Below are 12,162 nucleotides of genomic sequence, written 5' to 3' on the forward strand. Positions count from 1 at the left end.
TCGCGGCGGGGCGAGGGACCGGTGTGTGCCGCCGGGCGCGTTGTCGTGCGGGGCAGATGGTGCATCTAGCGGTCTGTGCTAGTTGGATGCATCAAAGCTAGTGGTGGATGGTGTCCACCGCCGAGGTGCCGGGCGGGTGTGCCTGACCTGTTTAGAGTACCGGAAAGATGCGTTTGCCGCATGCGCACCTTTTCTCCCATTCAGGATGTGAACAGGTGAAGCCCGGAAGGTGTGTTCCTTCCGGGCTTCACTAGCGTAGTTCACGTTTTAGCCGAGCCAGTTTTAGCCGGGCAAGTATTAACCGAGGCGTGCGAGCACGTCCGCGCCAACCTGATCGGTTCCGCGCACGGTGGCGCCGTTTTCGCGCATATCTGCTTCGACGGCGTCCTCAATGCGGGCTGCGGCTGCATCGTGGCCGAGGTGGCGCAGCAGCATGGCACCAGCGAGGATTGCGGCGGTGGGGTTTGCCTTGTTCTGGCGGGCGATGTCCGGTGCGGAGCCGTGAACGGGCTCGAACATGGAGGGGAACTCGCCGACGGCGTTGATGTTGCCGCTTGCCGCGTAGCCGATACCGCCGGTCACTGCACCTGCGAGGTCGGTGATGATGTCGCCGAAGAGGTTGTCGGTGACGATCACGTCGAAGCGGGCGGGGTCGGTGACCATGAAGATGGTGGTCGCGTCAATGTGCAGGTAGTCGGTCTCAACCTCGGGGAATTCAGCCGCGATTTCGGTGAAGTAGCGATTGTAGAGGCGACCTGCGTGGGTGAGCACGTTGGTCTTGTGCACGAGGGTGACCTTCTTGCGGCGGGTGGACGCCAGCTCGAAGGCGTAGCGTACCAGGCGCTCCACGCCGTGCGCGGTGTTGAGGGAGACTTCGGTGGCGATTTCGTGCGGGGTGCCCTGGCGAATCACGCCGCCGTTGCCGATGTAGGGGCCTTCGGTGCCTTCACGCACGACGACGAAGTCGATGTTGCCGGGGTTGGCAAGCGGGGAAACTGCGCCGGGGTACAGGCGGGAGGGGCGCAGGTTGATGTAGTGGTCGAAGGCGAAGCGCAGCTTCAGGAGCATTTCGCGTTCGATGAGGCCGGAGGGAATCTTGCCGCTGCGCGGGTCTGCACCGATGGCGCCGAAGAGGATCGCGTCGTGCTGCTTGAGGGCGTCCATGGTGGAGTCGGGCAGGGTTTCACCGGTTTCCAGCCAGTGCTCGGCGCCGAGCTTGTAGTGGGTGGGGGTTACGGTGATGTTTTCGAGCTCGCAGGCGCGGGTGAGGATGCGCTGGGCTTCGGTAATGATTTCGGGGCCGATGCCGTCGCCGGGGATGACGGCGAGGTCGATGCTACGTGCTTCAGTCATGCCTCTACCGTAATACGCGCAGCGGGTGGGCGGTAGAGTGTGCGGACGGGTTCTCAGACTCTGGGCTAGACGGGCTCTGGGCTACCCCCCCCCAGTCTCTGCCCGGCAGCGCCTTGACCCAGACCCGCCTCCTGAAGTCTGGGGTTCTGGATTCTGTGGTGTTCAGCCTCTACCGGTTAAAACAATATTCCCCGGCTGAATTATCAGCCGGGGAATATCGTTACGAGTTCTCACTCAGAGTGAGAGCCCTAAAGGTCTATGCAATTACGCGGTGCGCTTGCAGAGGGTGACCTTGACGTAGCCGTTGCCACGTTCGCTACGAGCGGTCGGAGCGTTACCTGCGGAGGTAATGGTACCGCCGGAAACACCGGGAGCAACGTAGGAACCACCTGCGCCGCCGCCGCCGCCGAGCTGGCCGAAGGAGACGTTCTGGCGGATACCGTTGGGGTTGTTGTTCCACTTCTGGGTCAGAACGATTGCGGAGGAGGAGCTGGAAGCACCGGAGCCACCGCCACCGTAGCCTGCGCCACCACCTGCGGAGATGACGGACTCGTAGCCGTTGAAGTTGAAGCCGATGGAGGAGTACTCGAGAGCGTAACCGGTACCGTTGTGGGTACCCTCTTCCTTCTTGGTGCGATCGTTGTTGTCGATCAGGTAGGAGTAGGATGCTACACCGTCACCACCGGCACCGGTGAAGCCGGAGCCACCATTGTTACCGGACTTGGAGGACTGGTAAATCTCCTGGTTGTTGGCGGAGGAGAAGCCCAGAACACCGTTCGGGGACTTGCCGGTGTGCAGAGCGGTCTTAGCACCACCGTTACCACCGATACCGTTTGCGCCACCTTCACCGGCCTCAACGGTTTCGCGGATAGAGTTGTCAGCGTCGTAGATACCGAAGCCTTCAAGACCTGCAGAACCCGATGCACCGTCAGCGGAACCACCGGTGGAACCGAAGATGATGTTGCCGTTGCGCTTTGCGCCGGAGGGCCACTGCCAAGAAGCGGTCACTGCGCCAGCTTCCATGTACTGGGGGTTGTTGTTAGCGCCACCGTTGTTGATGAAGCCAGCGCCACCACCGCCACCTGCGACTGCAACGGGGGTACCGTTGATGACCAGAGCGGAGGAGCCACCACCGGATGCGGAGTAGGTAATACGCTTCAGGGGGGAGTTAGCGGGCCAAATAGTGTTGACCTGCTGCATGATGCTGGAGGGGATGGGGTTGGGCAGGTTGGAGGAACCACCGTTACCGTAGCCCTCACCACCCTCAGCTGCAGTCAGGGGGCCGTTACCGATACCACCGGCTGCGCCGATGAGCTGAACGGTCTGGCCTTCCTTGACCTCGATGATACCGGTGATCTTTGCACCGGAGCCTGCTGCCATATCGTCGTAGTTGGTACCACCAGCACCACCGACGACCTCGAACTTGATCTTGTCGACCAGTGCGGGAACAACGAAGGATGCGGTGCCCTTAGCACCGGATGCGGTGCCGTTTGCGGAGTAAGCTACGGTCTCTTCCCACTCACAAACAGTGGAGGAAGCGAAAGCGGGAACTGCAGCAGATGCTGCGACAACCGGAGCAGCCCATGCTGCGCCAGCGACAACCTTGCGGCGAGAAATGTTAGTAGACATGTATGTCCTTCGAGAGTGATGTCATTTTGAGGAATAAAAGTTATCACCCGCCGTCGTGCGCGGCGAAGAACGTCACCTGATGAGATTCGAGTGAGTGAAGTAGGCTTGCGCCTAACCTCTGGTGATAACGACATAATGCTGTAACCGGCCCCCTGCATAGGGACTTTCGCGTTTCAGAGCGCTTGGTGTTCACTCTGCGAGGTCTTGCCTCCTGGACGCAGAATTTCGGTACAGCCAAAACTATACCCATCAAAGACCTGTACCGCAATGGTTCCAAAAATGGTTTGATGAGGGGGTTTCCCTTAAACTCTCCGCCTTGGTTGAAGGTTTTTCAACCAAAATAGGTTACTTAAGGGAGTTACAGGTCTCTTAAACCCGAATTCGAACTCCATACAACCCCAAACCCTCAAGCTTTAGTTGAATAAATAATCTACAAAAAAGTAATCAAGGTCACTAAAAATAGATGTTTTTAGCGTGTCACACACACGCAAGCACACACCCACACACACAAACCCACAGAATATTCCTGCATGTGAGAGCACAAAAGAGGCCCCCAACCCCTCACAAACACCCAGATACACTGGAAACATGCCCCTCAAGCACACCGAACCCCAGCAGAACCCACAGCACAGCACAGAGACAGCCGAATCAGGCCACGCCGTAACGCATACCCGCGGCAGCTCAGAAAACAGCGATCTGCCCGCCGACGCAATCAGCGCCTCCAGCCGCGTGCAAAACTACCTCAGAGACAAACGCGGCTGGATGAACGTCATCGTCGTCGCGCACATGCAGTTCTTCTGTTGCGTACTCTCCGTTGCCTTCATCAACGGCTACGGCTGGATCCCGCTCATCTCCGCGCTCTGCAGCACCACCGCGCTCTACTTCCGCTACCGCTTCCCCTACGGCAGCATCTACGTGGTCATCGCGGCGCTCTGTCTCACCCTCGTGACCCCCTTCCCCGACTCACTCGTCATCACCTGCTACCCGCCGGTCAGCCTCGCCGCCTACCACACCGGCAGGCACTGGACCCGCCGCGCCCGCTTCCGCGCCCTCATTCTCGGTTGGGTCGGCGCACTCGCCGTCACCGTGCAGGCCTCGCTCTCGTTCCTCTACCACTGGGACGACATGCCCGCCCGCATCTTCATCTCCCTGATGCTCGGCGTGCTCTGCGGATCCATCTTCACCGTCTTCTGGTTCCTCGGCGACTCCCGCCGCATGCGCGAACTGCGCAGCGAAGAGTTCAAAGAACGCGCCCGCCGCCTCGAATACGAGCAGGAACAGGAACGCCGCCTCGCCGCGCAGGACGAACGCACCCGCATCGCCCGCGAAATGCACGATATTGTGGCGCACTCGCTCTCCAGCATTATTTCCCAGGCGGACGGGGCACGCTACGCCGCCGCGAGCGCCCGCACCGCACACGCCCAGCAAACTGAACAGGCAGAGCAGTCCGGTCAGGCTCAGCAGCAGAGCGAACCGGATATTGCCGAGCAGACCCTCGAGCTCATCGCAGACACGGCGCGCGACTCCCTCACCCAGATGCGTTCCCTCCTCGGGCTACTTCGCACGGACGAGGCAACCGCCTACGCACCCGTGCCCACCCTTAGCGATGTGCCCGCCCTCGTGGAGCAGAGCCGCCGCGCCGGGCTACCCGTCACCTTCACCGGAATCACCGGCACCGGAATCACCAGCACTATGGCGCGCACCCTACCGCAGGGTGCCGAGCTGGCGGCGTACCGCACCGTGCAGGAGGCGCTCACCAACGCGCTCAAGCACTCCCCCGGCGCCGCAACCACCGTCACTATTCACTGGGGCGAGGACGGTCTGCAGTTGTGGGTTCAGAACGGCCCGGTTTCCTCTGCCGCGGCTCAGCACATTGCCCGCCCTGTACCCGGTAGCGGCAACGGTCTGCGCGGCATGAGCGAGCGCATCGCCCTCTACCACGGCACCCTCACCTACGGTCTGCAGCCTGACGGCGGCTGGCTCGTTGAGGCGGCGCTGCCCTACCGCGACCTCTAATACCCGTGCCCTCTACTACCTCGTGATTTAGGATTGAAACTATGTACTCTTCTGCACCACAGACTCCCCAGCCGATCCGCGTGATGCTCGTTGACGACCAGCGCCTAGTGCGCGGCGGCTTGAGCATGCTCGTCAACTCCCAGCCAGACCTACAGGTCGTCATGGAAGCTGATGACGGCCTGGCGGCGATTGACGTTTTTGACCGCATGGTGTCTGAGGGGCAGGCGCCGCAGGTCATCCTCATGGATGTGCGCATGCCGCACTGCGACGGCCTGGAGGCGGCGCGCCGTATTCTGGAGCGTGACGGCGAGCGTGAAGTTTCCGAGGATGAGCGGGTGCGCATTATTATGCTCACGACCTTCGATATTGATGAGTACGTGTATTCGGCAGTGCGTGCGGGTGCGAGCGGTTTCTTGTTGAAGGACACCCCGCCGGAGCAGCTGCTGGAGGCGATTCGTACGGTGCACCGCGGCGATGCGGTGATTGCGCCGTCTGCGACTCGCCGTCTGTTGGAGCAGATGATTCCGGTGCTGGACTCCCCCGCTCCTGTTGTTCCTGTTGTTCCTGCCGCCGAGTCTGTTCCTGCTATTCCCCCGGCTGCTGGTTCTGAGCTTCCTAAGGCGACGTTTATTCCGGCTGAGCATGCAAGCTTTGAGCCTGTGCAGGATTATCCGCATCGTGAGTTAATTGAGCAGTTGTCGCCGCGTGAGTTTGAGGTGCTGGGTTTGATTGCGCGTGGCTTGTCGAATGCGGAGATTACGCGGGAGCTGGTGCTTTCGGAGGCGACGGTGAAGACGCATGTGTCGCATGTGTTGGCGAAGTTGGGTGCGCGTGATCGTGTGCAGGCGGTCATTATGGCGTATGAGGCGGGTATCGCCCACTAGCGTTCCCTTATATAAGGGCACAGCAGAATAGAGGACTCAGTGAAGCCCCGGCGGGCGCCTCCTGATCGAGGCACCCTCCGGGGCTCTTTAGTTAAGTAGTTTCTTGTATCTCGTCGATGATTTGTTCAAAGTCGCTCATCAGCTCAGGCAACTTCTTATAGCGGCATCTCCACCATGTCCGGTTCTGCCTCCGCATAGATGCGGGGGCGCAACCGGGTGACCATATCAACGCTACGGCCGGTCAGCTGTTCAATGCGGTGCTGAGCATCCACCATCTGCATGAACTCGTCAAAAGGGGCTACACCCGGCATCTGCACCAAAAAATCCAGGTCGCTGGTTTCGGTCAGCTTACCGCGGGCGGCGCTGCCGAAGAGTCGGGCACGGCGCACACCAGCGTCACGGAGGATCTGAAGAACCTCCGCTTCATGGGGTAGCGTGTACCCGCGACGCAGATTGGGGTGGCTAGTGCTCATACACCCATCATACGCGCAAAGCCATGCTACAGGTCAGCTCCAAGAATCTGAGAGTACAAGCAGGGCAGACTAGAGGACACAGTGAAGCCCCGGCGGGCGCCTCCTAATCGGGGGCACCCTCCGGGGCTTTCTCACGCCGAGTATCCGGGTTCGCCGGGTACTGTGACTATGCCAGGTACAGCGGGTTAGCCGCGCATGCCCTCAACCGGGGACATGCGAGCCGAACGAGCCGCAGGCAGAGCCGAAGCGAGCATCGCGGCGAGCACACCCACCATGAGGATGACTACGTACCAGACGTACGGCAGGTCAAGCACCAGCGGGGCGGAAGCACTCATGGAAGACATAATAATCTGCGCCGAGAGGCTACCAATCACCGCACCGGAAACCATACCGAGCACCACAGCGGCGAGCGTAATCAGAATCGCCTCAATGGAGATCATGCGGCGCAGCTGCTTGCGGGACAGACCCAGCGAACGGAGCATCGCGTTCTCGCGGCGGCGTTCGTTGACCGACAGGGTCATCGTGTTCGCCACACCAATGATGGAGATGACCACTGCGAGCATGAGCATCACCAGGGTGAAGGTCAGCATAACGGTCAGCAGCTGGTCGTAGGTCTGACGTTCCTGCAAGCCACCGGTGAAGGAGCTGTCAGGGCTGGCTCGGTTCAGGTCAGCCTGCAGGGTCGCGTTCTCGCTACTGGTCAGCGGGGAGGCGGCGCGCACCAGAACGACGGTGTCGTTACCGGTTGCCTGGCTGGTGACAGTCAGGTGAGCTGCCTTTGTCTGAGCTTCCTTGTCACCGCTGGCGATTGCTTCTTCCAGGCGCTTCTGAGCTTCCTCAGCGGCAGGGTTGGCAACCTTCTGCGGGTTCTTGGCGTCCTGCAGCTTGGCGGCGGTGGCAGGGTTGACAATCAGCAGGTGCTGCTTGGTTGCGGACTTGACGGGCTTGAGTTCCACTTCGCCGAGCGGGCCGTGTGCCTTCAGACGGCTGGACTCATTCAATCCAGCGGACTTCCAGAGGCCCTGCGGTACGAGCACGGTGTCGTCAGCAAGGTTCGAGTTTTCGCCCGGCAAGATTGCCTTCAAATCGGAGGAGCTCAGCGCCACCAGGTCGGAATTCTGGTTGGCGGTCTGGCCTTCGTACTCGACGGTGTAGTCAACCACACCGGCTGCGTAACCGACGGCGGATGCCTGAACGTTCTTAATACCCTTGACCTTGGAGGCGATTTCCTCCGCCTTGGTCACGGTGGAGGCAGCCTCGGACTGGTCGTACGAGCTGTACTTTGCCTGCGCAGAAATCGGGTACTGCTGATCCAAGGCTTTGGTCAGCGAGGCGCTCAGCACCGAGTAACCGGTCAGCACAGTCGATACGACCAGGGTACCCACCAGCACGGCACGACCGGTGGAGACGGTGCGCTTGGGCGAACGCAGCGCGTTGGCGAGCGCCAGCTTGCCGGTCTGGGTGCGGGTGACCGTGCCGAGGGCACGTACCAGCGGCGGCAGTACCAGCGGGGTGAGGAGGAAGACCGCAATACCGAGCAGCAGCGCGGCCCCCATCATGAGAAGGATGGCCTTATTGCCGGCGCCCTCACCGGAACCCTGGTTCTGAGCCAGCATAACCAGGCCGATACCTGCGGCACCGAAGACCAGACCCAGGATCGGGCCGACCTTGCCGGGCTTGCGCACCTCAAGGTTGGTGTGCTCGCTCATCGCGCTGATGGGCGAGATGCGCAGGGCGCTTCGTGCCGGGGAGAGCGACGCCAGAACCGTAACGATGGTGCAGATCAGGGTACTGATAATCACCGGGGTGATCGTGTAGGAGATCATGATGGTCGAGACCATGCTTCCCACCAGCATGCCGACCGGGAAGGTCAGCAGTGCACCGATGAGGGAGAACACCACGCCCACGGTAATGGATTCGATGAGTAGCATCCGTACGAGGGAGCCGCCGCGGGCACCGAGGGTGCGCAGCAGAGCCAGTTCACGGATGCGCTGGCCGACCAGCACCGCGAAGGTGTTGGAGATGACGAACGAGGAGACCAGCAGAGCCAGTGCCGCGAAGGCGCCCAGAACCACGCTAATGGAGGTGAAGACCGTGGAGATGGTCTTCTGGTAGTCCTCCAGCAACTTCTGACCGGTCATGACTCGCGGGTCGTTCTTGGTGTCGCCGCTGCTGAGGGTATCCTGCAGGCTCTTGAGTTTGGCGTCGGTTACGCCGTCCTTGAACTTGAGGTAGATGAGGTTCGCGCCAGCCATGCTTCGGTAGCCTGCCGCGGAGCTCTTGTTTTCTGCCTCAGATGCCTTCAGGGTGGCTTCGCCGAGGCTGGTGCCGCCAATGAAGACAGCCTGGTTGGTGGTGGAGCCTTCAAAACCGGGGTCGAACAGACCGACGACGGTGTATTCGGCGGTCTTATTGGTACCGGGAGCGCTGACGGATTCCACAACGTCGGTGCTGGTGACCTTGCCGTTCAGCGAGAGGTTGTGCTTCTTCGCGAAGTAGGTAGAGACCATGATTTCGTGGTCGCTACTGGGGATTTTGCCCTGCACCTTGTACGGGAAGAGACTCGAGTCGGCGGGCAGCTGGTCGTACTGCACGGGGGTTTTCTGGTCGCCGGTACCGATCGAACCCGTGACGGCGTACTGCACCCAGTAGCCGGAGAGCAGGTCGCTCTGCTCCACTTTCTGAATCTGGTCACGCGTCAGGTAGATAGAGGTGCTGTCTTGACCGTCGCTGGTTGTAGCGGCGGAGGCGACGACCGCCTCGGCGCGGGAGAGCACGTCACCAACGGAGGAATTGACGGTCGCCTGCAACGAGTTGGTGAGCATCATAATGGCGGCGATGAAGAAGGATGAGATCGCGATGCCTATGCCCGTGAGGATGTATTTTCCTTTGGAGGCGCGCAGATTGGAGCGCGCCACCGTGTTCAGTGTGGTTGCCACGGCTTATCGACCTTCCAGCTGTGCCATTGCGCCGAGCACGGCGTCGTAGGTGGGTTCGATCATTTCGCCGGCGACCATGCCGTCCTTGATGAAGACCACGCGGTCTGCGTAGGAGGCGGCGTTTGCGTCGTGGGTGACCATGAGGATGGTCTGTGCGTGATCGGTTGCGGCGGCACGCAGCAGGCGCAGCACCTCGGCGCCGGAGTTGGAGTCGAGGTTACCGGTCGGTTCGTCGGCGAAGACCACTTCGGGGCGTGCGAGCAGTGCACGCACGATGGCGACGCGCTGCTGCTGACCGCCGGAGAGCTGTTCGGGGCGGTGGTCGAGGCGGGTTTCCAGGCCGAGGGTCTTAACCAGGTAGTCGCGCCACTGCGGGTCCGGCTTCTTACCGGCGAGGCCCAGGGGCAGGTCAATGTTCTGGCCCGCGGTGAGGGTGGGCACCAGGTTGAACGCCTGGAAGATGAAGCCGATGTGTTCGCGGCGGAATTCGGTGAGGGCGTTGTCCTTCAGACCGAAGAGCTCGGTACCGCCAATACGGATGGAGGTTGCCGGGTTCGGGTCGGGGGTGTCCAGGGTTGCGATGGTCTGCATCAGCGTGGACTTACCCGAGCCGGAGGGGCCCATAATCGCGGTGAACTTGCCCTGCTCAAAGTCGACGGAGACGTTGTTGAGGGCGTGGACGGTGGCTTCACCCATGCCGTAGGTTTTGGAAAGGTTTCGTGCGGAGACGGCGGGCTGTGCCGTCTGTGCGTGAGGAGTTGTCGTAGTCATGGTTCAATTATTTCACGCAATGTGGCGCTGACTACGGTGTTTTTATCATCCTCCAGGTTGATTTTGGCGGGTGTTCATCGGGTCTTGGCCTGCGGATGCAGAGGCTATCGCTAATCCTCCGGGCGGAGAAGCGCATGAGGCGGGCTGGGCGGAGTACCGACCTCATCCTTAAGTATGAGTGGCGGCTCGACCAAGACTACTGCCCCCACGCGCAAACTACCTCCTACGTACATGCGAAAAGCCCCCGGCTCCTCCCCCCCATCTGGGGTCAGGAAGCCGAGGGCTTTCTCACGCTATTCGCTACGCCAGAAGCGGCTGTTATGCCTTGGGCGCTTCGTAGCGGGGGAACACCGGTGCGGGTGCGGGCAGTTCGGTGCCGGGCACGAGTGCGGTGCCGAGGGCTGCGAACTGGCGTGCGTCGCCTTCGGGTACGCCGAGCAGGGTCAGCAGCTTGGCGGTCGAGTCGGGCATGACGGGCTGCAGCAGCAGGGCAACCTGGCGCACGACCTCGAGGGTCACGTACAGTACGGTGTTCATGCGGTCGAGTTCGCCGTTCTTGCGCAGGGTCCAGGGCTCCTGCTCTGCGAAGTAGGCGTTGGTGTCTGCGAGGACGGTCCAGATGCGGTCGAGTGCACGGTGGAATGCCTGCTCGTCGAAGTCTGCACGGACGGGCTCGTAGAGGGCTGCCGCCTCGTCGAGGATCTGGCGGTCAGCTTCGGTGAATTCGCCGTGGGTGGGGACGGCACCGCCGCAGTTCTTGGCGACCATGGACAGGGAACGCTGGGCAAGGTTGCCGAGGTTGTTTGCCAGGTCGGAGTTGATGCGGTTGATGATGGACTCTTCGGAGTAGGAGCCGTCCTGGCCGAAGGACACTTCACGCATGAGGAAGAAGCGGACGGCGTCCAGGCCGAATGCGTCGACGAGGTTTGCGGGGTCGACGACGTTACCGACGGACTTGGACATCTTTTCGCCGTTGACGAGCAGGAAGCCGTGGCCGAAGACTCGCTTGGGCAGTTCGATTCCGGCGGACCACAGGAATGCGGGCCAGTAGATGGAGTGGAATCGGGTGATGTCCTTACCGATGAGGTGCAGGTCGGCGGGCCAGTACTTGGTGAACAGTTCGTTGTCGGTGTCGGGGTAGCCGAGGCCGGTGATGTAGTTGGTGAGGGCGTCGACCCACACGTACATGACGTGCTTGTCGTTGCCGGGTACGGGTACGCCCCAGTCGAAGGTGGTGCGGGAGATGGACAGGTCGTTGAGGCCGCCCTTGACGAAGGAAATCAGTTCGTTGCGGCGGGATTCGGGGTAGACGAAGCCTTCGTTGGCGTAGAGTTCGAGGAGCTTGTCGCCGTACTTGGAGAGGCGGAAGAAGTAGGATTCTTCTTCGGTCCATTCGACTTCGGTGCCGGTGGCGATGGCGTAGCGCTGGCCGTCGCGTACTTCGGTTTCGTCTTCTGCGTAGTAGGCTTCGTCGCGGACGGAGTACCAGCCGGCGTACTTGTCGAGGTAGATGTCGCCGTTTTCTTCCATGCGCTTCCAGATGGCCTGGGATGCGACGTAGTGGTCGGGGTCGGTGGTGCGGATGAAGCGGTCGTAGCTGATGTTCAGCGCGTCGTTCATTGCTTTGAAACGTGCGGAGTTCTCGTCGGCGAGTTCCTTGGCGGTCTTACCGAGCTTTTCGGCGGTGGTCTGCATCTTCTGGCCGTGCTCGTCGGTGCCGGTCATGAAGCGCACGTCGAAGCCGTCGAGGCGCTTGAAGCGGGCTAGCACGTCGGCTGCGATGGTTTCGTAGGCGTGGCCGATGTGCGGGTTGCCATTGGGGTAGGAGATGGCGGTGGTGATGTAGAACGGAGTTGCAGTCATAACTTTCAGTTTACCGCAGTATTAGGCGAGGCTCTCACCGGGGTTACACTCTGATACGCGGTGGCTCATTGTTTGCGGGGTGGAGGCTGCCACGCAACAGGCTAAACCGCGACAGCCTCCCCGCCCCAGTTCTCTAGGCACGGGGCGCACACCCAAACCACGAACCACCCGCGGCGGGATTAGCTCGAGGTTCGGCACCCTCCTCGCTCCTACAGGGGCACCCGCCCTCGCTTC

8 protein-coding genes are annotated in these 12,162 nt (G+C 61.2%); 2 read left to right on the forward strand and 6 right to left on the reverse strand.

From position 1 onward, the window contains the following. Positions 1 to 297 precede the first annotated feature (297 nt). On the reverse strand, positions 298 to 1,353 hold the full coding sequence (locus tag HMPREF2528_RS08465; protein WP_005507402.1) for a 3-isopropylmalate dehydrogenase: 1,056 nt from the start codon (positions 1,351 to 1,353) through the stop codon (positions 298 to 300). Positions 1,354 to 1,617: 264 nt separating this feature from the next. Further along, on the reverse strand, positions 1,618 to 2,982 hold the full coding sequence (locus tag HMPREF2528_RS08470; protein ID WP_070506009.1) for a hypothetical protein: 1,365 nt from the start codon (positions 2,980 to 2,982) through the stop codon (positions 1,618 to 1,620). A 588-nt stretch (positions 2,983 to 3,570) separates the two neighbouring features. Between HMPREF2528_RS08470 and HMPREF2528_RS08475 the strand changes: the two genes are divergently transcribed. Together HMPREF2528_RS08475 and HMPREF2528_RS08480 are read left to right on the forward strand one after the other, a co-directional pair. Next, positions 3,571 to 4,998 (forward strand): histidine kinase, encoded by a 1,428-nt coding sequence (locus HMPREF2528_RS08475; RefSeq protein WP_210397116.1) that lies wholly within the window; start codon positions 3,571 to 3,573, stop codon positions 4,996 to 4,998. A 41-nt stretch (positions 4,999 to 5,039) separates the two neighbouring features. Next, on the forward strand, positions 5,040 to 5,882 hold the full coding sequence (locus HMPREF2528_RS08480; protein ID WP_070543732.1) for a response regulator: 843 nt from the start codon (positions 5,040 to 5,042) through the stop codon (positions 5,880 to 5,882). A gap of 155 nt (positions 5,883 to 6,037) precedes the next feature. Here the strand turns inward: HMPREF2528_RS08480 and HMPREF2528_RS08485 are convergent, their stop codons facing one another. The 4 genes from HMPREF2528_RS08485 to metG all read right to left on the reverse strand — a co-directional run bounded on the left by HMPREF2528_RS08485 (position 6,038) and on the right by metG (position 11,928). After that, positions 6,038 to 6,355 (reverse strand): nucleotidyltransferase family protein, encoded by a 318-nt coding sequence (locus HMPREF2528_RS08485; RefSeq protein ID WP_070506005.1) that lies wholly within the window; start codon positions 6,353 to 6,355, stop codon positions 6,038 to 6,040. A gap of 185 nt (positions 6,356 to 6,540) precedes the next feature. After that, the gene (locus HMPREF2528_RS08490) at positions 6,541 to 9,294 is read right to left on the reverse strand and encodes an ABC transporter permease (RefSeq protein ID WP_070506002.1); all 2,754 of its coding nucleotides are present in this window, start codon (positions 9,292 to 9,294) and stop codon (positions 6,541 to 6,543) included. A gap of 3 nt (positions 9,295 to 9,297) precedes the next feature. Further along, positions 9,298 to 10,065, reverse strand: coding sequence for an ABC transporter ATP-binding protein (locus tag HMPREF2528_RS08495; RefSeq protein ID WP_012903286.1), 768 nt, complete (start codon positions 10,063 to 10,065; stop codon positions 9,298 to 9,300). A gap of 318 nt (positions 10,066 to 10,383) precedes the next feature. Beyond that, positions 10,384 to 11,928: a methionine--tRNA ligase gene (gene metG, locus HMPREF2528_RS08500; RefSeq protein WP_070506000.1), complete on the reverse strand. Its 1,545-nt coding sequence runs from the start codon at positions 11,926 to 11,928 to the stop codon at positions 10,384 to 10,386. Positions 11,929 to 12,162: the final 234 nt, after the last annotated feature.

It is taken from the genome of Rothia sp. HMSC078H08 (genome assembly GCF_001808955.1).
GTDB lineage: Bacteria > Actinomycetota > Actinomycetes > Actinomycetales > Micrococcaceae > Rothia.

What these genes read in the sequence shown, in the direction of transcription:
- HMPREF2528_RS08495 (WP_012903286.1), bottom strand. Translation starts at nt 10,065, where the DNA reads ATGACTACGACAACTCCTCACGCACAGACGGCACAGCCCGCCGTCTCC.
- HMPREF2528_RS08475 (WP_210397116.1), top strand. Translation starts at nt 3,571, where the DNA reads ATGCCCCTCAAGCACACCGAACCCCAGCAGAACCCACAGCACAGCACA.
- HMPREF2528_RS08470 (WP_070506009.1), bottom strand. Translation starts at nt 2,982, where the DNA reads ATGTCTACTAACATTTCTCGCCGCAAGGTTGTCGCTGGCGCAGCATGG.
- HMPREF2528_RS08465 (WP_005507402.1), bottom strand. Translation starts at nt 1,353, where the DNA reads ATGACTGAAGCACGTAGCATCGACCTCGCCGTCATCCCCGGCGACGGC.
- HMPREF2528_RS08485 (WP_070506005.1), bottom strand. Translation starts at nt 6,355, where the DNA reads ATGAGCACTAGCCACCCCAATCTGCGTCGCGGGTACACGCTACCCCAT.
- HMPREF2528_RS08480 (WP_070543732.1), top strand. Translation starts at nt 5,040, where the DNA reads ATGTACTCTTCTGCACCACAGACTCCCCAGCCGATCCGCGTGATGCTC.
- metG (WP_070506000.1), bottom strand. Translation starts at nt 11,928, where the DNA reads ATGACTGCAACTCCGTTCTACATCACCACCGCCATCTCCTACCCCAAT.